Origin of the sequence: Streptomyces sp. NPDC014995 (assembly GCF_043080745.1) — a bacterium.
Lineage (GTDB): Bacteria > Actinomycetota > Actinomycetes > Streptomycetales > Streptomycetaceae > Streptomyces.
In genome coordinates this window covers 135645-155159 of the sequence record NZ_JBIBVX010000021.1, presented here as the reverse complement: position 1 = coordinate 155159, position 19515 = coordinate 135645, and the positions used below count along the sequence as shown (strand labels likewise).

At 71.0% G+C, this 19515-nt stretch carries 19 protein-coding genes; 7 read left to right on the top strand and 12 right to left on the bottom strand.

Annotated features, from left to right (window positions below; genetic code table 11):
* Positions 1-435 precede the first annotated feature (435 nt).
* Positions 436-597 carry a hypothetical protein gene (locus tag ACF1A1_RS34250; protein WP_392005252.1) on the bottom strand — a complete coding sequence of 54 codons (162 nt, stop codon included), beginning with the start codon at positions 595-597 and terminating at the stop codon, positions 436-438.
* 926 nt (positions 598-1523) lie between these two features.
* Here ACF1A1_RS34250 and ACF1A1_RS34245 point away from each other — a divergent pair.
* The gene (locus ACF1A1_RS34245) at positions 1524-2015 is read left to right on the top strand and encodes a sortase (RefSeq protein WP_392005250.1); all 492 of its coding nucleotides are present in this window, start codon (positions 1524-1526) and stop codon (positions 2013-2015) included.
* 106 nt (positions 2016-2121) lie between these two features.
* The gene (locus tag ACF1A1_RS34240; protein ID WP_392005248.1) at positions 2122-2796 is read left to right on the top strand and encodes a class F sortase; all 675 of its coding nucleotides are present in this window, start codon (positions 2122-2124) and stop codon (positions 2794-2796) included.
* 215 nt (positions 2797-3011) lie between these two features.
* On the opposite strand, the gene ACF1A1_RS34235 is transcribed toward ACF1A1_RS34240, so the two are convergent.
* The 8 genes from ACF1A1_RS34235 to ACF1A1_RS34200 all read right to left on the bottom strand — a co-directional run bounded on the left by ACF1A1_RS34235 (position 3012) and on the right by ACF1A1_RS34200 (position 11579).
* Complete coding sequence (locus ACF1A1_RS34235) at positions 3012-3821, bottom strand: PASTA domain-containing protein (RefSeq protein ID WP_392005246.1); 810 nt, start codon at positions 3819-3821, stop codon at positions 3012-3014.
* Between the two features lie 244 nt (positions 3822-4065).
* A complete protein-coding gene (locus tag ACF1A1_RS34230) occupies positions 4066-5628 on the bottom strand; it encodes a DUF4139 domain-containing protein (protein WP_392005244.1) in 1563 nt (520 codons plus the stop codon).
* A 6-nt stretch (positions 5629-5634) separates the two neighbouring features.
* A complete protein-coding gene (locus ACF1A1_RS34225; protein ID WP_392005242.1) occupies positions 5635-7809 on the bottom strand; it encodes a DUF4139 domain-containing protein in 2175 nt (724 codons plus the stop codon).
* A gap of 184 nt (positions 7810-7993) precedes the next feature.
* Positions 7994-8212 carry an STAS domain-containing protein gene (locus ACF1A1_RS34220; protein ID WP_392005240.1) on the bottom strand — a complete coding sequence of 73 codons (219 nt, stop codon included), beginning with the start codon at positions 8210-8212 and terminating at the stop codon, positions 7994-7996.
* Positions 8209-8349 carry a hypothetical protein gene (locus ACF1A1_RS34215; RefSeq protein WP_392005238.1) on the bottom strand — a complete coding sequence of 47 codons (141 nt, stop codon included), beginning with the start codon at positions 8347-8349 and terminating at the stop codon, positions 8209-8211. Before ACF1A1_RS34215 ends, ACF1A1_RS34220 begins: the two co-directional genes overlap by 4 nt.
* Complete coding sequence (locus tag ACF1A1_RS34210; protein ID WP_392005319.1) at positions 8346-9611, bottom strand: PP2C family protein-serine/threonine phosphatase; 1266 nt, start codon at positions 9609-9611, stop codon at positions 8346-8348. The genes ACF1A1_RS34215 and ACF1A1_RS34210 overlap by 4 nt, the downstream gene beginning before the upstream one ends.
* A complete protein-coding gene (locus ACF1A1_RS34205) occupies positions 9611-10423 on the bottom strand; it encodes an alpha/beta fold hydrolase (protein WP_392005317.1) in 813 nt (270 codons plus the stop codon). The genes ACF1A1_RS34210 and ACF1A1_RS34205 overlap by 1 nt, the downstream gene beginning before the upstream one ends.
* Before the next feature lie 370 nt (positions 10424-10793).
* Positions 10794-11579, bottom strand: coding sequence for a DUF5995 family protein (locus tag ACF1A1_RS34200; RefSeq protein ID WP_392005236.1), 786 nt, complete (start codon positions 11577-11579; stop codon positions 10794-10796).
* Between the two features lie 423 nt (positions 11580-12002).
* Here ACF1A1_RS34200 and ACF1A1_RS34195 point away from each other — a divergent pair, with 423 nt between their 5' ends.
* A complete protein-coding gene (locus tag ACF1A1_RS34195) occupies positions 12003-12461 on the top strand; it encodes a GNAT family N-acetyltransferase (RefSeq protein WP_392005234.1) in 459 nt (152 codons plus the stop codon).
* 187 nt (positions 12462-12648) lie between these two features.
* Here ACF1A1_RS34195 and ACF1A1_RS34190 read toward each other — a convergent pair whose 3' ends face one another.
* Positions 12649-13857: an MFS transporter gene (locus ACF1A1_RS34190; RefSeq protein WP_392005232.1), complete on the bottom strand. Its 1209-nt coding sequence runs from the start codon at positions 13855-13857 to the stop codon at positions 12649-12651.
* Positions 13858-14265: 408 nt separating this feature from the next.
* Here ACF1A1_RS34190 and ACF1A1_RS34185 point away from each other — a divergent pair, with 408 nt between their 5' ends.
* Positions 14266-14679 carry an SRPBCC family protein gene (locus ACF1A1_RS34185; protein ID WP_392005230.1) on the top strand — a complete coding sequence of 138 codons (414 nt, stop codon included), beginning with the start codon at positions 14266-14268 and terminating at the stop codon, positions 14677-14679.
* 197 nt (positions 14680-14876) lie between these two features.
* Here ACF1A1_RS34185 and ACF1A1_RS34180 read toward each other — a convergent pair whose 3' ends face one another.
* Positions 14877-15449 carry a dihydrofolate reductase family protein gene (locus ACF1A1_RS34180; protein WP_392005228.1) on the bottom strand — a complete coding sequence of 191 codons (573 nt, stop codon included), beginning with the start codon at positions 15447-15449 and terminating at the stop codon, positions 14877-14879.
* A gap of 345 nt (positions 15450-15794) precedes the next feature.
* Here ACF1A1_RS34180 and ACF1A1_RS34175 point away from each other — a divergent pair, with 345 nt between their 5' ends.
* From ACF1A1_RS34175 to ACF1A1_RS34165, 3 genes are all read left to right on the top strand, one after another.
* Entirely contained in the window at positions 15795-16205 is a 411-nt protein-coding gene (locus tag ACF1A1_RS34175) for a VOC family protein (RefSeq protein ID WP_392005226.1), read from the top strand.
* 367 nt (positions 16206-16572) lie between these two features.
* On the top strand, positions 16573-17037 hold the full coding sequence (locus ACF1A1_RS34170; RefSeq protein WP_392005224.1) for a helix-turn-helix transcriptional regulator: 465 nt from the start codon (positions 16573-16575) through the stop codon (positions 17035-17037).
* A 5-nt stretch (positions 17038-17042) separates the two neighbouring features.
* On the top strand, positions 17043-17669 hold the full coding sequence (locus ACF1A1_RS34165; protein WP_392005222.1) for a glyoxalase: 627 nt from the start codon (positions 17043-17045) through the stop codon (positions 17667-17669).
* A 328-nt stretch (positions 17670-17997) separates the two neighbouring features.
* On the opposite strand, the gene ACF1A1_RS34160 is transcribed toward ACF1A1_RS34165, so the two are convergent.
* Positions 17998-19392, bottom strand: a complete 1395-nt coding sequence (locus tag ACF1A1_RS34160) for an alpha/beta hydrolase family protein (protein ID WP_392005220.1) — start codon at positions 19390-19392, stop codon at positions 17998-18000.
* Between the last annotated feature and the right edge of the window lie 123 nt (positions 19393-19515).

Sequence of the window (19515 nt, the reverse complement as noted above, 5' to 3'; positions counted from 1 at the left end):
GCGGCCCGTCCCGTCCCGCGCCCCGTCCTCGGCATGCCTTCAGCTTTCCGTCTCCGGGCGGCCCGTTCGTCGCCCAGCGGCACGAACCCGGCCTCTGTCCGAGGGTGGAGAAGGCCATCTGCCAGTAGGTGCAGGCGCCTTGCGACAGATTCACCCGGCACCATCGGGGGCATGGTCCGCCGGACGGCGAATGATCGGTTCGTTCCTCGAAGTGGTCCTCATCGAAGAGGCACCAGTTCGCCGATTCCGGAAGTGAGGAGATGACGACCCCGCTCGACTGCCTGCCCCGGAATGTAGCCGTAGACCGCCGGTACTCCACCGCAGCCGACCTGCCCCAAGCAGCCGGACGGCACGGACGAGCCCGCCCCCGGCTTTGGGCAAGTCCGCTGCGCTGTACGGTCCGCCGGTGACCTGGATCTCCCGGCGCCGCACCCCTCACCAGCCGTGCTGGGCCTCCCCCAACACGATTCCGCCCAGGTGCGCGGCGAGCTTCTCGGCGCGTGGAAGGTCACCCCAGTTGTCGACGTGGACGAAGACGGTGTGATGGTCGGCCGGCTGCAACCAGTTGACGTCGTCGCAGTTGAAGACGGTCTCCACCCGTCGTACTTGGCAATGCCGTAGGCATCCGTCTCGGCGTCGTCCGGCCACTTGCCGCGCAAGCCGATCGAGGCGATTCCCCGCCCCACGGCCGCCACGAACCGGTCCTCCACGGTGCCCGGTGGGACGTAGTGCAGGACGGACAGAGGAAGTTCCGGTTCCAGCGCGGAGTCGTCCGCCGTGGAGATGTCCAACCCGAAGTCGAGAAAGTCACGTGTCACCGGATCCATCCGGGCACTGGGGTAGGTGAACTCGGCCTCGGGCAGCACCGCGGCCATCCGCCGCGCGTCCTCGACGGTCAACAGATCGGCCATCAGGGTCACCTCGTCGTCGCGCTCCTCCAGCAGAGCGTTCAGACGCAGTGCCTGCGTCCACGCCTCGACGGCGTCAGTGGCGCGAAAGACCGGATACGCCCGTGAGTTGCCCATGCGCCCCGCCTTCGCACGCCGCGATGGGGATGCTCGGCGGTGGATCCTGGCGAACGGCTGCCCCGCCGTACCGCGGGGCGCAGGCAAGCAGGCGACCTGCCAGGTCGTGGTCCCAGAGTCCGTGCCGCGACCGACACCGCCTCCCGCCCGCCGCGGTGGCGGCTGTTCCCGCCGGAAGAGTGGGCGTCGGACACCGGGGGCCGAACCATCCCCCGCATCCCGCCGTAAAGCCCGCGCCGCGAGAAGTGGCGCCTGGCCCTGGACAGATTCTCCACCGCCTCTGGCTCTGCTTCGGGCGGCAGCGACAGGCAGTGACAGGAGCGACAGGAGCGACAGGCAGCGAGAGATGCTCGTAGTGAGGCGATCGGTACGCCTGCCGAGTGAGGAGTGTGTCCATTTGCCACGTTGCGGAGGTGACGGGGCGTGGATCGTTTTATCAGTGGAATAGACAAAAGGCGCCATACAGGCAGGCCGGACGCAGCTTCACTGGAGGACTCCTTGGGCAACACACACGTCGGCGTTGGCATCGGACTGGTGGTCGGTGCCCTGGCGCTGCAGATTCCGGCCGCAGCCGCCGCCGGTGACTCAGGTCTCGACATCCGTTCGCGGACGGGCTCTTCCGGCTCCACGGTCACCGTCAGCACGACCGCCTGCGGCGCGGACGTGACCTACGGCAAGGGCAAGTCCGAGGTGGCAGGGGCGTTCCACCTCTTCGAAGGCGAGAGAAAGGGCGTACTCACCGGCCGGTTCACGGTGCCGGAAGGAACCGAGTCCACCACGGACACCGTCACCGTCAAATGCCCACCGCGGGTCAAGATCACGGATTCGTACTCGCTGACGGCGCGCCAGCCCAACGGTGCCGTCGAGGCCGGTTTCGGAGACACCGACAGCACGGCTCCGCAGCTCGCGCTGGGCGGGGTGCTGATCGCCGCAGGTGCCGCCGGTTGGCTCGTGCGGGTGCGTAACCGCTCGCAAGCGAACCGCACCTGACCGTCCGCGTAGCGCCGCACCGGCTCCCGGTACCTCCCTCACCGGGAGCTGTGAGGTACGGCTCTCCGTCTCCCTCTCCCGGCTGCGAGCAAGAGGCTCAGACACGATGGCACCCGGGCACCAAACCCCCGCTCCCTCGCCCTCGTACACTCCTTCGGCCAAGCTTCTGGCCTGGACACTGGTGGCAGGCACGCTCCTGGTGACCGGCGCGCTGCACGACGGGCAGCCACCGCAGCCTTCGGTGGGCCAGGCCTTCCCCACCCCGGCCGCCCCCACCGTCGGCCGCACTCCCCCGGCAGCGGACTCCGCCGTCCAGCCGCTGCGGCCCGCACCACCACTGCGGCTCCGGATCCCCGCCATCGGCGTGGACACACCCGTGACCAAGCTGGACCTCGACGCATCGGGGGCGCTACGGCCCCCACCAGCCGACAACCCCCGCCTCGCCGGCTGGTACGGCGGGGGCACGACGCCCGGCTCCGTCGGGACAGCCGTCACCACGGGACACGTGGACCTGCCCACCGGCGCGCCCGGCGTCTTCTACGGCCTCGGCTCCGTCGCCAAAGGCAACACGATCGAGGTCGACCGGGCAGACCAGCGCACGGCCGTATTCACCGTCGACGCCGTGGAGGTCTACGACAAGGAACGATTTCCCGATGACAAGGTCTACGGCAGTTCCGACCGGGCCGAACTACGCGTGATCACCTGCGGCGGCGGTTACACCAGGCGCACCGGATACCAGGGCAACGTCGTCGTCTACGCCACCCTCACCGCGGTGAGATAGGGAGGCGCTGACGAAGGCGTGCCCACGTCCGAGTCGTGGGGGTGGCCTGCCTCGCTCTGCGATGACGGCGCGATTGCCGTGCCCCGGAACCGGAGGAGAGGCCCTGCCACGCCGTCGTCCGCGGAGCGGCGGGCGTGGCAGGGGCCCCGCCGTGGCAGGGATGCCGCGGCGGGGCCCGGTTTCCGGCTACCCGTGGGTCACTGCGGTGGTGGGGGTCAGCAGGACTCGCCGAACTTGACCGCGGTGAACGTCACGGGCTTGCCGTCGATCGTGCTTCCGGCCGCGGGCGTCTGGGAGCACACCTTCCAGTTGGACTCGACGAGGACCAAACGGTCGTCACCCGAGGCGTCGTTGACGGTGATGCTGGTGCTGCTGTCGAGCGCCTGGCGCGCGACGTTGACGGACTTGCCCACGAAGTCGGGCATCGTCGCGCCGGCTTCCTTCACGGCGGCGCCCGCGTCCTTGGCCGGGCAGTTCTCCTCGAGTTTGACCGTGCCGAAGTCGACTTCGACGTCGGTGGATCGGGTGCCGGCCGCGGGGGTCTGGAAGCACACCTTCCAGTTGCGGTCGAGGACCTGCATGCGGCCGCGGCCGAGTGCGTCGTGCGAGGTCAGGTTGTAGAACCCGGCGGCTTGCGCCTGGTCTTGGGCGGACTGAAGGCCCTTGCCCTTCATGTCGGGCAGACTCGCCTTGTCGGCGTCGTCGCTCTTCGTCGTGCCCTTCTCCGGGACGGGAGTGGGAGTGGGTGTCGGCGTGGGCGTGGGGGAACTGCTCCCGGCAGCGGAGATTCCCTTGTCGTCGCTGCCACCGCTGCTGCTGACGGAGGCGGAGGCGTCCTTGTCGCCGCCGGTGTCCCCGCTTCCCGCGATGGCGCCGATGACGCTGATGACGACGAACAGGGCGAGGATGCCGAGGCAGCCGAAGCCGACGATCTTTCCGGCGGAGGGCCGCTTCGGCGTCGGGGACGGTGGGCCCCACGGGGGCTGCTGGGGTCCGACGTGTCCTGGTTGGTGGTGCTGGTTCATGATCTCCCCGAGGCGTGAATGATGACGTGCGCATGTACGACTCGTGCAGAAGCCATGTAGTTGCGGTGATCAGCGAGGTTCACCCGAACGTGATGTTGGGTCGATGCCGCCGATTCTGGTGTCCGGCACCCGACGACCCTCGCCCGGCGTCACCGCAGGACGGCGGCTCCAGCCGAGCAGCAGCCTCCGAGGAGGTACGCGCAGACACCGGACCTCGCGCAACAGGCCTGCGCCACCACCGGGTTCAGAGCCCGACGACTTTGGCGCTCGCCGACAGCTCGTAGACCAGGGTGACCGTGCGGCGGCCGCCGGGAGGGAGGGCGACCTCCCAGTGGGCGATACCTTCGGCGTCGACCTTGTCGGGCGCCGGGGAGCAGGCATCGTCGCGCAGGCGTACGTCCACCGCCGAGACCTCGGAGACGGGTATCCGCTCCCGGAGGACGACCACCCGTTCGCCGTGCTCCCCGGGAGCGGAGAACCGGGACAGGTGCAGCCGGACCGTGCGGGTGACCACGGTTCGCTGGGTCATTCCGACGGAGTCACGGGCCTCCTCGGCCTGCCGGACCACCCGGAAGTCGTCGCAGCTGCCGAAGGCGAGCTCGACGGGGGCGCCGGGGGCGGTGAAGTCCAGCGTGCCCCGGCCGCTGAATCCGCTGCCGCGGACCAGGTCCACGGGTCCGGCGAGCAGCGCGTGACCGGACGGGTTGCTGAACCGCACCACCTGCGTGACCAGCGGGGACAGCTCGGGCGAGCAGGCGTACTCGCTGCTCGCGGCCGTGGTGCAGACGGAGAGCGGCACCCGGTGGGCACGACCGTCCGCCGGCACGGAGACCGGCGCGGAGGCATGCAGCACCCGCGTCTCACCGCCGTCGTCCACCCCCGGAAGGCCGAGCACCGGGGCCGGGCCGAGAGTCCCGATCCCCTCCTCGCGCAGCTCGACGTCGACCGTGCGGCGCTCCGCGGCGGAACGGTCCGTGAGCGTCAACCGGTCCTCTCCCAGCCGCGGTGGGTCGGTGGCCTGCGCCGACCGGGCCGTCGACAGTGTCAGCCGTACGTCCGACCAGTCCTCGCCGGTGCGCTGCCAGACCATCGCGTCGGTCTCCAGCGTCAGGGAGTCCCCGTCGAGCAGGGCCCGGTAGGCGGGTCGCCACAGCGCACACGGGACGAGGTGGCTCAGGCGCACCCCGACCGGCCCGGCGACCGCAGCCTCCACGGTCAGCTCGATGTGGCCGACCAGCTCGGCGGGCTCCTGCTCGGCGAGGTCCATGGCCCGCCGGGCCTCCCCCAGCTCGGCGGCGACGGCGGCCAGCCGGACCTCCACGGTGCGCAGTTGCTCGCCGTACGAGTCGCGTTCGCCGTCCACCCGGTCCAGTTCGCGGCCCCAGCGGGGCCCTTCGGCCTCCCCGGAACCGGCGCCTTCGCGAATGTCCCGCAGCAGGTCGGCGGCGAGGCGGCCGAGCAGGTCGAGTCGGGCACGCAGCCGATCGCGCCGCTGCTCCAGGGCGAGCCGCTCCTCCTCGAGGGTGTGCACGCGGTGGCGCAGGGCGGAACCGTCGTCGGTGGACGGCAGCGGCCCGCGCGGCGTCCAGGTGCGCACGATCCGCACGTCGAGCACGGTCGCCGGACGATCGGCGGTCAGTTCGGCATGGAGGGAACGGTCGACGGCCAGCGCGCTGACCGGCCCGAGACGCAGCCGCTGGATGCCGGCCTCCAGGTCGAGCACGACGGCGCGCTCGACGAGGGCGCGATCCTCCAGACAGGTGACGGCGGTGACGGGGAGGGCGATCGGCTTCGGGGCCGTGGACATGGCGTGTCAGCTCCTGCGGTTGCCGCCGACCAGGGCCTTGCCGGCCGGGATGCGGATCTCATAGCCGCCGTCGAGGGCGGCGGTGCCGCCGGCGGGCAGGTCCACCCGCCAGACGCGGGTGCCCGGGGCGTGGTGATCGGGCCCCGCGTCGTGTTCGGGTGCCGTCCAGTCGGCCCGTTCCTCGATCCGGACCTCCGGATCGGAGGTCACGGGTATCCGCTCGCGGACCTCGACGGTGACGGGCCTCGCGAGACGGTTGGCCAGTTCCACGTGGACGCGGTGGTCGAGCACGGTGGTGTTGTGGCGCAGGCCCGACGTCGACTCGTACAGGTTCGTACGGCGGGTGACCCGGATGCCCTCGGCCGGCCCGAGCCCGACCCGGCGGACACCGCCGGGGGCGAGCGTGGGCAGTGCGGCGGTCAGCAGGAAGTCGTCGTCGACGGTCACCTCCACCGGGCCGGCCAGCAGGACCTGGTCGGTGGCGTTGGACAGCACCAACGTCGCGTACACGGTCTGCTCCACGGACGGCACGCACAGGTACTCGGTGCGCAGACCGACCGGGATCTCACCGACGGTGACGGTGTGCCAGGTGCCGTCCGACGGAATGTCGGCCCGGGCGGTGGCATCGAAGCGGTGGTCGAAGGAACCCGCCGACTCGCGGGGCCGCACGGCGTGCCCGGGCAGCGGCAGCGCGGCCACCGCTTCGGCGCGGTGGCGGTACTCGGCCGCCACCGGGTCGAAGGGCGCGTCGGGGAACAGCCTGCCTCTGCGACCGCCCTGCTCGTCGGGGCCGGCCAGGACGAGGGCGGCGTAGTCGAGCTCGGCGCCGCTCGGCTGCGGCGGACCGGCCGCGACCTCGGCCCACGCCTCGTGTGCCGTCGCCGGTCCCGGAGGGGGAGGCGGCGGCGCGGCCCCGCCAGGAGCCACGGGTGATACGGCTGCCGGAGCCGCAGGCGCCATGGCCGCCGGAGCGGCAGGCGCCATGGCCGCCGCAGCCGCGAAGGGTCTGCCGCCGGTACGCGGCATGCCAGCCGGTCGCGACCGGACCGGCTGCGCGAGGTCGGGCGTCCCGCCCCCGAAGGCCTCCGGGGGGCCGCCGGCGGCACCGCCGGGCACCGGGAACGCAGCCGGCGGCCCGCCATGGCCTCCCTGCGGTGCGGGCGGCGGCGGTGGTGGAGGAACGGGACCGGCCACGGAGCCGCCGGCTGCCACGGGCCGCGCGGAACCGGCCCCGACAGCGGTGGGTACGACCGTCGGGGCGGAGCGGGGGCCTGCCGCGTCGTACCCGGCGAACAGGTCGGCGAGCCCCGCCGGGGGCTCGCGCCAGCCGGAAGGCGCGGGGGCGGGCTGACTGCGCCCGATGCGGATCGAGCGGAGCCTCGGCAGGTCGGTGCGGCGCCGCAGGTCGGCGGTGGCCAGGGCGACGCGCACGCCGGTCCAGTCCTCCCCGGTGCGCTGGGCGACCGAGGCGCGCAGTACCAGACGGCCGCTGCCGTCGCCCTGACGGTGGCTGAGACGGTAGGCCGGCACCCAGACGGCGCCCGGCACCCCGTATTCGAGTTCCAGCTCGACATCACCGGTGCCGTCGAGGGTCAGGAGTGCGGAGACCGTGGTCCGCACGTGGGCCGACGGGGCATCGGTGGAGGCGCGGGCGAGTCTGTCCGCGGCGACGGTGAGCTCGTGCTCGGCGTGGCGCAGTGCCTCTTCCAGCTCGACGAGGCGGGTGTGCAGGTTCGTCAGCCGTTCGTCGACGAAGTCGGCGAGCTTCAGCCACGCGTCGACCGGGGTGCGACGGTGCGGGTCTTCGCGCTTGCGGGCCGGTGGGACCGGGTGCAGGGCCGTGACTTCTTCGATCAGCCCGAGCTGCCGGTCTCGGCGTCCCCGCGCCGCCGCATACTCGTCGTGCAGCCGCTCCACCTCGCGCCGCAGCCCGTCGGGCGTGCCGGTGTCCGACGGCTCGGCTTCGACCTCGATCCGGGCCTCGGTGACGCGCACGCCGGGAGCGTGTACCACTCGGGCCCGCAGTGACCCCGGGTCCAGCGAGCGGGGCAGTCCCGTCACCCGCAGCCGGCCGTTCGCCGGCACGCTGCCCCGGGCCAGACGGCGGCAGACCGCGCCCTGCGCGTACACCACGACCGAATCGAGGGTCGACGCCCATCTCTGTGCTCTGTCCGCCCTCATGCGCTCCCCCGTCGCTTCCGTGCTGAGCGAAGCCTACGCCGATGGACGGCCGGCAGGCCGAGGGCGGGTCGGGGGCGGAGGAGCGGTACGCCGTCCTTCCTCACCTCCGCGCCGGGGTCGGTGTCCCGCCGGCCGCCGGGAACCGGCCGACACCGTAAACGCCGGGCCTGGTACCGACATCGGTCTACGAGGTCGGTGCCTTCCAGGCGTCCGTGGCGGACCGGGCAGTGGGATGGGTGGGGAAGACCTGGTGCAGGCCGACGATGCGGAAGATCCGGTCGATGCGCTCCGGTACGGCGGCCAGCACGATGTCCGCCCGGGCCCGCAGGGCTTGGTTGCGGGCGGCGATGAGGACGGTGATGCCGCTGGAGTCGCAGACGGTGATGCCGCTCAGATCGATCACGAGTACCTGACCGGCCTGAGGACCAGGTGCGGAAGGTGTGCGTGGACCTCGGGGGCACTGTCGTGGTCGAGTTCGCCGACCAGTTCGAGGACGGGGCCGCTGCGGGCGGTGCGGGTGTGGATGGTCAGGTCGCTCACTGCTGTTCTTCACCGGCTTGTGGGGGGACGCTGATGGCGAGGACGGCGGTGTCGTCGTCCACACCGGCGCCGAGGGTTTCGAGCAGGCTTCTCAGTGCCGCGATGGCGTCGGGTGCGGTGGTGGGGGTCAGGGCGCGGACGAAGTCGAGTAGTGCTTCGTCGCCGTAGCGTCCGCCGGATTGGTCGGTATGGGCCTCGGTGAGGCCGTCCGTATAGAGGAGCAGAGTGTCGCCCGGGGCGAGGCGGACGGTGGTGGTGGCGATGTGGGGGTCGGACAGGACGCCGATGAGCTGTCCGCCGGGGGTGTGCACGTAGTCGGCGGTGCCGTCGGCGCGCATCAGCACCGCCGGCGGGTGCCCGCCGGCGGCCAGGACGATCCGGAAGCCGCCGTCGTCGCATGGGGTGAGCAGGCCGAAGATGACGGTGCAGAACCGCGGGTCGGTTCCGCTGTACTCGTGGTTGAGCACGGTGTTGAGGTTGGCCAGCGCGGCGGCCGGGTCGGGGTTGTAGACGGCGGCGGCCCGCAGGGTGTAGCGGGTCAGAGAGGTGACGGCTGCCGCGGCGGCTCCCTTGCCGCACACGTCCCCCAGGAAGAGCCCCCAGGTGCCCTTGGCGAGGGGGAACAGGTCGTAGAAGTCGCCACCGACCTCGTCGATGGAGGCGATGTGGTAGTGCGCGGCCACGTCCAGGCCGGGAATGCTGACCAGGGTGGGCGGCAGCAGCGACTTCTGCAGCGTGTTGGCCAGGCGTTGAATGCGTTCGCGTTCCCGTTCGGCTTCCTGCCGGGCACGTAGCAGTTCCGTTTCGTAGGCGCGGCGGTCACGGGCGTCGAAGACCGTGGTGCGGATCAGCAGCGGCTCACCGTCGCTGCCCGTTTTGACGGTGGAGGTCACCAGGACCGGCAGCCGGCTGCCGTCCGCGGCTTTGAGGTCCAGAGCGATGCCGCGGACCTCGCCCTGCATGCGCAGCAGTGGGGCGAAGTGCGTCTCGTGGTACAGCTTGCCGCCCACGGTGAGCAGGTCGGCGAACCGCTTGCGTCCGACCAGGTCGTCGCGTTGGTAACCGAGCCAGTGCAGCAGGGTCGTGTTGACCTTGGCGATCTGCCCGTCCATCCGGGTGGAGAGGTAGCCGCAGGGCGCGTTCTCGTAGAGGTCTTCCGCGCTGTCTTCCAGCAGGGCGGAGAACCGGGCGCGCTCGGTGTCCGGCACCTCTTCCGGGGCCGGGCCCGGGTGGTGGTTACGGCCGTCGCCGGTTGTGCACATCACCGGCCCACGCGGGACGCGAACGTGGCGATGGCAGCCGCTGTGGCCTCGGGCGCGCTCAGCTGCGGGCAGTGCCCGGTCGCGGTCAGGGTGACCAGCTGGCTGCCGGCGATCTCTGCGTGGACGAACGCACCCACCTCCGGCGGGGCGATCGCGTCGCTTGAGCACTGCGCGATCAGGGTGGGTATGGTCAGCGAGGCCAGGTCGGCCCGGTTGTCGGACAGGAACGTGGCGCGGGCGAAGACCCGGGCGATCTTCGGGTCGGTGCGGCAGAAGCTGTTGGTCAGCTCCTGGCCCAGTTCCGGACGCTCCGGGTTGCCCATGATGACCGGCGCCATCGCCGACGACCAGCCCAGATAGTTCGATTCCAGCGACTCCAGAAGCTCATCGATGTCCTCGGCGCTGAACCCGCCCCGGTAGCCGGCCGCCGGGTCGTCGATGTAGCAGGGCGACGGAGTGAGCAGCACCATCCCCGCGAAGCGCTCCGGGTCGACGCGGGCGGCCAGTACGCCGATCATGGCGCTGACCGAATGCCCCACGAAGACCACGGGACCGAGGTCCAGGTCCCGGCAGATCTCCAGAACGTCCTGCGCGTAGCCGTCCAGCGAGGCGTACCGTTCCTCGCTCCACGCCGACAGGTCCGACTGGCCGGCGCCCACGTGGTCGAAGAGGACCACCCGGAAGTCCTGCTCCAGCGTCGGTACCACCAGGCGCCACATGTTCTGGTCGCACCCGAAGCCGTGGGCCAGCATCACGACCGGCCCGTCTTCGCGGCCGGTCACGGTCACGTGATTTCTGCGGCGCACATCCATGCGAACCATCCTCCCACCCCTCACGAGGTAGCTCCCGCCGCAGCGGCCCGGGCCGGAAGGCATGTGTGCTCAGGCGGCTGTCCCTGCGCTTGCAGAGCCATGGGGACCGGGAAGAGGTTCGCTGCCCCACCGGTGATGCAGTCCACTGCGGCGATCAGCTACCCGTGTGACGAGCCGGATCGGCTGCGCGAGGAGACAGGCAGGCTCGCAGGTGACACCAGACGCAGCCGGGCCCGACGCGTTTGGTCAGGAACCCGCCGACAGCACCAGCGGTGACCGCATTCGTGGTGACCGCATTCGTTCTGTCACCAGGTGAGCGCGTGTCGGGCGGCGGCTCCAGCGGGTTGCCGGACGGTCGGTCCGCCGCACCTCACCCCGTCCCCTGCCGGGCGGAGGGTCGCTCCATGACGTTGTCCAGATGAGTGATGACGGCCGGCACGTCATCACTCTCGGTGCTCCGGATCAGATGCAGGGCCGGCCGGACGAGGCCGCCCGGTCGCGTTGTCAACCGTGCGAGCACGGCGGCCCGGATGTCGAGCCGCTCGATGGTGGCCTCGCGCTCCGCTTCGTTCTGTCCGGCAAGCAGGACGGCGTTGTACCACGCCTCCTTTCGGGACTGACGGACGCTGAAGTCGAGGATCCGCTCGTCGGTGCGGGCCCCGATCTGATCCAGCAGCGACATGAGGGGCGACACGGCGCCGACCGAGTCCTGCACCGCCAGCGCCACCCGCGCAAGGATGTCGTTGATCAGCAGGAAGTCACGCCGTAACGCGTGGATGGCGTCGCCGGGGCTGGTCCGCGCGGCGGCGACGGCCAGGTCGAGGTTGATGTGCGCGTTCACCCCGAGTATCAGGTGCTGGACGATGATGGTGTCGGGGTCGTCGAGCAGCCCGAACGCCTCGCGCCAACAACGCGGTCCGCCTTGGTCACGACGCCATGCGTCGTACGCGTCGAAGTAGCGGTTGCCGAAGAGCGTGTCGAAACGGTCCATGCGGGCCCCGTCGTCGAACTGCCCAGCCTGAATGGCCGTTCGGACCTCAACGGTCACCTGTCGGTACAGCGCCGCGAAGTACCCGACCCGGTCACCGGCGCGGCCGGCCTCCCGCACGATCCCGGCAAGTCCGTCCACGACATCGTCGATGTTCTCTGCCGCCATGCCAACTCCCTCCCCCGGTCCCCTAGTTCGGCCCGCACCCCGGCTGCTGCCAGCAGTCCCGAGTACAGCCTCGTTCTACCACCGCACACCAGGAATGGCTCCCGCCCAACAGGCACCGGGTCGGGGACCGCTCGTCTCCTCGCCACGACCGCGGCCGCGGCGCACACCGGGGAACGGACTGCGCGTGGGGCCATGGGGGTTGACGCGCACTCCGCTCGCTCTTGATGGTCTGGTCTGGTCACGTTCGGCGACGGTCTCGGGGTTTGTGATCGTTTTGCCTACGTGCAAGGACCTCTGTCCGAGCGCCCGCAGTCAGGCCGCCGGGCTGGGAGACGCCCAGGCGTTCGCCGATCCGACCCGGGCCGGTTCGTCGCCGCATCGCGTCTCGATCGTCTGCCGGTTCGGCCCGGTAGTCTGGCGATCATGGCGGACTGGGAGATTCGGTCGGCTTCGGCGGCGGACGTCGAGGCGGTGGCCGAGTTGCGGGCCGTGGTGCTGCGGGCGGATCTGGAGCGGCTCGGGCGGTACGACGAGCAGCGGGTGCGGCAGCGGCTGCGGGAGGGGTTTGTACCGGCGCACACCTGGGTGATCGAGGTGGGCGGCGCGTTCGCCGGCTGTGTGTCGCTGCGGCCGGCCGAGGACGCCCACTGGCTGGAGCACTTCTATCTGGCCCCGCACGTGCAGGGCAGCGGCATCGGCGCGGCCGTCCTGCGTGGGCTGCTGGAGCGGTGCGACCGCGACGGCACCCTGGTCCGGCTGAACGTGCTGCGGGGCAGTCCTGCCCGGCGGCTGTACGAGCGGCACGGGTTCAGACTTGAGACCGAGGATCCGGTAGACGTGTTCATGGTGCGCGAGCCGGCCTTGGCCGTGCGTGACAACTGACTGGGGATCGTCCGGGACAACGTCCGTCCCCACCTGACCGCCCCCCTGCGTGGATTCTCCACCGTGAGCGTCGGCCGGCTCGCGATGTTCCAACTGCCCAGCTCCGCACCGGAACAGGCAGGAAGTGGGTGGACGACGGCTGCCTCGACGGCGCCGGCCTGGTTCTCGGCGGCTGACCGAGATCCCTTTACGTGCAGGAGTCAGTCTGCTGCGTGGGTGACCCGGCCGCCTGGTGTGCGGCGACGGCCATGACGATGGCGGAGGTCAGGGCGATACCGGCGCCCACGTAGAGCGGGGCGGTGTAGCCGAGGCCCGCGGTGATGGCCAAGCCTCCGAGCCAGGCCCCAAGGGCGTTGCCGACGTTGGACGCGGACACATTGGCGCTTGCGGCCAGTGCCGCCCCGTGGGCGACGTCGGTGACGCGAGTGATCATGCCGGGCACGCTGGCGAACCCGAACAGCCCCAGGAGAAACACCAGTACGACCGACGCGGTGGCGCTGGCGGCCAGCAGACCGAACAAGGCCAGGGTGATGGTGAGTCCGAGCAAGGCGAGGACCAGGGCGCGGTCACGGTCACGGTCGGCCGCTCGCCCGCCGACGAGGTTTCCGACGACCAGGCCGACGCCGTACACCATCAGCAGCCAGGCGACATCCGCTGGGGAGAAGCCGCCGACCTCGGTGAACGTGTAGGCGATGTAGCTGAACGCACCGAACATCCCGCCGTAGCTGAGCGCGGTGGCCGTCAGGGTCAGCCAGACCTGCCAGGACCGGAACGCTCGGAACTGGGCCCGCAAGCCGCTGGGCGGTATCGGGTCCGATCGGCCCGTCACGGCAGGCGGCCGCGTCTGGCCCGCCCGGCCGGGGACGAGGGCGACGATTCCCGCCAGCGCGAGCACGCCGATTCCGGTGACCGCCCAGAAGGCAGCTCTCCATCCCCAGCGCTCACCGACCAGCGCGCCGAACGGTACGCCCAGCACGTTCGCAACCGTCAGCCCGGCGAACATGATCGCCACCGCGTGGGACTTCTTCTCCGGCGCGACCAGGCTGCGAGCGACCAGGGAGCCGATACCGAAGAACGAACCGTGGCACAACGCCGCGACGATCCGCCCGAGCAGCATGACCTGATAGCTCGGCGCCACCGCGGACAACAGGTTGCCGACGACGAACAGCGCCACCAGCCCGACCAGTACCTGCTTGCGGGGCAGCCGCGCCGTCGCCGCGGTCAGCGCGATCGCTCCGACCGCGACGCTCAACGCGTACCCGGAGATCAGCCAGCCCGCAGCCGCCTCGGACACCGAGAAGCTCGACGCCACCTGCGGCAGCAGCCCCGCGATCAGGAACTCGGTCAGCCCGATGCCGAATCCGCCGAGTGCCAGCGCGATGAGTCCACCCGGCATCCGTCGCTCTCCGATCGTGCGCCAACGAGTCGCGGGGTACGGGGACTTCCCGCCGCGGCGTGTGGATCGCCCCGATCTCGAACCACACGCGCATGTCCCGATGCCGCACCGCACGCCACCGAGGCACCGAGGCACCACTATGTCATCAGGGGCGCGACGAGTTCATACCCGTCGGTCACTCGGCCCGAGCGGCGATGGTCCGCGCGCACTTCTTGCCTCTGATTCGCGGCTCGAGGCGCTGGGTACCCGACGTGTCCGCGCCCGGATCCGCTGCGCCGAGTGCAGGCCAGGAGGCCGTCATGGCCGACATGAGCCGGGTCACCGGCCCCCGGTGACGGGCCCGGCACGGTCCTGCGTGCGGACAGACGCACGTGATCCGGTGTACGAACCCGAGCGAGGACGGTAGGCATGACCGAGTACGAACGCTCACGCACGATGCCCGCACAACCCGAGCACGTCTTCGACCAGGCCGCCAACATCGACCAGATGGACACCTGGCTGCCGGAGTCCCTGCACCTGGACGCCGGCGAACTGCCTGCCGTCACAGTGCACGACAACGGCACGGACAGGGACACCTCCGCCTTGCTGCGGGCCCAGCGTGATCAGATGCGGATCGAGTGGGGCACCCGCGATCAAGGAAGCTACACGGGCTGGCTCCAGGTCGCCGGCATCGGCAGCGGTGCGAGTGAGGTCACGGTGCACCTGTCGTTCTTCAGTGACAGCCACGACCCGGGCGAGCGGGCCGTGCACGACGCCCTGGACACGAGCCTTCAACGACTGGAGCAGCAGGTCCGGCTACGTGTCGACAACGCGGCCGGCTGACCGGCGGCGGCCGCGGCGCGAGGGAGCGATCAGCCGAGGGATCAGCCGAGGAGCAGGCCCAGGTCGGCGAACCTGAGGACCATGCCCGCGGCCTCCGGCCGATCCCGCGGCGGGCTGAACGTGAAGTTTCATGCGGCAGCCGACGGTGACTGCCGGCGTCCGGGGCCGACGCGGCGGCCGCGAGTGCGCGAGCCGTGTCAGCGGACGACGTCGAAGACGTTCTTCTGCAGGCCGTTGGGGTAGGCCTCGTGCTCGACCAGCTTCAGCTTCTGGGTGTCCTTGTCCGTGGAGCTGAACAGACGCTTGCCCGCGCCGAGCAGGAGCGGGAAGACGAGCAGGTGGTAGCGGTCGATCAGGCCGGCGTCCGAAAGGCCGTGGTTCAGGGCGGCGCTGCCGTGGACGATGATCGGGCCGCCCTCGGTCTCCTTCAATGCGGCGACCTCGTCGAGCGAGCGCAGGATCGTGGTCTCGCCCCAGTTCGACACCAGGTCGTCCTCGGTGAGGGTGGTGGAGACGACGTACTTCGGCATCACCTTGTAGTCGGCGAAGTCCTCCATGTCCGGCCACACCGCGCTGAAGGCTTCGTAGCTGACGCGGCCCAGCAACATGGCCGTGGCTTCCTTCTGCTCCCGGCCCTTGATGTCGAACGCCTCGGGCAGGAACTCGACGTCCTTGAAGGTCCACCCCGCGTTCCGGTAACCGGGCTCACCGCCCGGGGCCTCCACGACGCCGTCGAGCGAGACGAAGGCGGTGCTGATCAGAGTACGCATCTAAGGTTCCTCGGTATCTCGTGTCTGGTTTTCAGCGGGTTCGGCCGGTGCGCGTTTCGACCACACTCACGGCTGCGGCGCACCAACCAGGATCTACGACTGCGGCTCACGGAGAAACTCATCGGTCGTCGCCCGTCCCTGCCTGCGGCCCCCGCATTTCCGCATCAGAGGAGACGCTGCCCCGGCCTGTGACCACCTGGAGGACCGGGGCCGAGGTCCTGGGCGACCCGGCGCCAGGCGGTGCGCGCGACAGCGGGGACGCGACCGCGTGGTGGCGAAACAGGTGACCGGATCGGTCAGGAATCGAGAAGCGCGGGTCCCGACGCCGCACCTAGCCTGATCGCCATGGACATCACCATTCACACGAGCTTCCTCCCGCACGACGACCCGGACGCGTCCCTGGCCTTCTACCGCGACGCCCTCGGCTTCGAGGTCCGCAGCGACGTCGGACAGGGCAGGATGCGCTGGATCACGGTCGGCCCCGCCGACCAGCCCAGCACGTCCATCCTCCTGGCGCCGCCGGCCACCGACCCCGGGATCACCGAGGACGAGCGCCGCACCATCGCCGAGATGATGGCCAAGGGCACCTACGGCTGGATCCTGCTGGCCACCCCGGACCTCGACGGCACGTTCGAGAAGGTGCAGGCCGGCGACGCCGAGGTGGTCCAGGAGCCGACGGAGCAGCCGTACGGCATCCGCGACTGCGCCTTCCGCGACCCCGCGGGCAACCTGGTCCGCATCCAGGAGCTCCGCTGAGCCGTCCGGTCCCCGCTTCGGCCATGAGGGCCGGTGTCGCGACCACCTGCGAGGAGTACGGCGGCCGGCGTTCCGTGCCGTTGTCCTCGACCGCTCCCCGGCGGCCGCACCCTCGCAGCAGTGCTCGCGATGTCGGCCGCCGACCCCGCGGCGTGCACGCCGGCCGCCCAGAAAGGCAACGTGCACCTCCGTGCCGAGCCGGTCTCCGTCCCACCGCCGCCGAGCAGTCGCTCGACCGGCCGGAACGGCTCCACCGGCCCGTCGGCTCCGGCAAGCCGGTCATCGCCGTCATCGAGCGCCTGGCGCCCACATCGGCCCGCGCATGCAGCCCAGGTGCTCGCGGCCATCGTTGAGAAGGAGTTCTCTCATGTGTCACCCCTCGTGGGGGCGCGCACGCACCGCGGCGCAGCGCCTGAGCGACCTCGCGCGACTGCGCCGCGTCCGCGACCGGATCGACCGCGAGTACGCGCAGCCGCTGAACGTCGAGGCGCTCGCCCGCGGTGCGAACATGTCCGCCGGGCACCTCAGCCGCCAGTTCCGGCTGGCCTACGGCGAGTCGCCGTACGCGTACCTGATGACGCGTCGCATCGAGCGTGCGACGGCGCTGCTGCGTCGTGGTGACCTCAGCGTCACCGAGGTCTGCTTCGCGGTCGGCTGCTCGTCGCTGGGCACCTTCAGTACCCGCTTCACCGAGCTGGTCGGCATGCCGCCCAGCGCCTACCGGCACCGTGCGACGGGTCCTGCGGCGGGGATGCCGCCGTGTGTGGCGAAACAGGTGACAAGACCGGTCAGGAATCGAGAAGCGCCGGTCGCCGAGCCACACCTGGCGTGATGGCCATGGCATTCATCGAATCCGTCACCCTCGACGTGGCCGATCCCACGGCCGCCCACCGCTTCTACACCGCCGCCTTCGGTCCGGACACGCAGCTGCGCCTGCGGGCCTCGGAGGCACCGACAACCGGCTTCCGTGGGTTCACGCTGTCGCTCACGGTGTCCCAGCCGGCCGACGTCGACAGCCTCATGGGCGCCGCCCTCGAGGCCGGCGCCACGCCGCTGAAGCCTGCCACGAAGTCGTTCTGGGGCTACGGGGGCGTCGTACAAGCCCCGGACGGGACGATCTGGAAGGTCGCCACCTCGGCGAAGAAGGACACCGGTCCGGCCACCGGGCGGATCGACGACATCGTGCTCCTGCTGGGAGTCGCGGACGTGGCCGCGAGCAAGCGGTTCTACGTCGACCGAGGTCTTGCCGTGTCGAAGAGCTTCGGCCGCATGTACGTCGAGTTCGCCGCCGGGTCGAGTCCCGTCAAGCTGGCGCTGTACAGGCGCCGTGCCCTGGCCAAGGACGCCGGTGTCTCCCCCGACGGCACCGGATCACACCGGCTCCTGATCGCCGGCGATGCCGGGCCCTTCACCGACCCGGACGGGTTCGCGTGGGAGGCCGCGTCGCCGGCACTCACGCCCTGATGTGTGACCGCTGCCCGCCCTGCCGGCCCTTGCCCGGTCGCCGATCCCCGAGACGGCCGCCGGGCTCGGGGCGGCGCCGGGTGCGGGGCGGCGCCGGGTGCGGGGCGGCGCCGGGTGCGGGGTGCGGGGCTGACGGTCCCGCCGCGGCCGGCGGACCCTCGTCACTCGGACCGGGTGCACCGCACGCCTCGCCGGCCGCGATCAACTCCCCTGCCTGGCCGGCCACTTGAGCGTGGACATCACCCGATGGCGAACGCCCGGCCGGACCACGGGCGAGCACAGCCTGGCCGGGGGCTGCGGAATCGAGGGTCAGCCGCCCCGGAGCGTCTCAGAGTGTCTCCTGCAACCAGTCGAAGACGACCTCGCAGTGCTGCCTGGGCGCCATCGGTGAGCAGTGCAGCTGCGCGCCGGTCGCCGCGGTGAGCTTCACGTATTCCTTGGGGGCCGTCAGCTTGTCGAACATCTGGCGTGGCTGGCCGGGGTAGAACTGCTCGAAGTCGTAGTCGAGGACCAACGTGGGTGCCTTGATACGGCCCACGACGTCCGTGATGTTCATCGACTCGATGAGCTTGGCCGGGGTGTAGAAATCGGTGAACATCCTGCCCTGGCGGGCGGCGAGCATCGCCGGCACGGAGAAGGGCTCGAAGCGCTTCTTCACCGTCGCCGCGTCGGCAGGGGACAGCTGCGGCACGACTTCCTTGTTCCAGACGTTGTTGGTCTCCGCCTTGTTCGGGGTGAGGATCTCCCGGAGCTCCCCGAAGCCCAGCCACGGATCCAGGCAGCCGGGCATCGCCGCCAGTGCCGCGATCCGCTGTTCGAAGGCCGCGGCCCGGGGAGCCAGATCGCCGCCCATGCTCAGCCCGGTGAGGGCGATCTTGTCGGCGTCCACGTCGGAACGGGCGGTCAGCCAGTCGACGAGCGGTGCGACCACGGTCTCCCAGCGCGGGCTGAACACCACCTGGTTCACGAAGATCATCTGTCCTTGGCCGGGACCCTCGTAGACCAGGGCGTTCCAGTCCCGGTCCAGCGCGGCGGAGACACCGTACGTCCACATGTCGACGTTCTGTCCGTCGCTGCCGTTGGTGAGGATCACGGTGGGGCGGCGGCGTCCCGAGGCGTCGGGGCGGAAGAGCCATACGGGCAGCGCGGTCCTGGCGTACGGAACCCTCGCTGTCACCGGTGCCGGGTCGCACGCCTTGCAGAACGTGTCCCATGCGCCGCGGCAGGCCTCGTACAGTTCCTCCTCGCTGCCCGGGTCGCGGGAGCCGAGGACGAAGAAGAGCGCCTGGGCGTAGTACTGCGACGCTCTCAGCGCCCGGAAGCGCGTGGTCTCCCGGTCGGGACGTCCGCCCTCGGGTGCTCGCATCAGCCGGTCGCCGAGCTTCCTGAAGGTCTCGACGTACGTCTGTGCCGACAGACCTGCCTTGTTGATCGCGTTCACGGCGGTGAGGACCTCGCCCACGTCGGCGCTGCCCTGATCGGCCCCGCCGAGCGCCAGGAGCCCGCTGAAGTTGAACTCCGGGTTGCCGAAGAGCGTCATCACGCCGGGCGTGGGCCCGCCGGCGGACGGGGAAGCCGTGCCCGGGGTCGGGGCCTGAGCGGAGGAGGCCTCCGTGGTGGTGCAGCCGGCGGCCAGCAGGGTGGCACCCGCCGCGCCGAGCACCCCGGAAAGGGCGCTGCGCCGTCCTGGGCCGAGGACCTGATCAGGCGGAACGTGTCTCATGGCGACCCAATGTAGGACCGGGCTGTTCGCGCTTCGCCGCGCGACGCCCGCCATTGCCCCGAATAGCCCGACGCCCGCCCCTGTCTCCCGTTCCGCCAAGCGCGCAGGCGGGCGCGGTCGGGG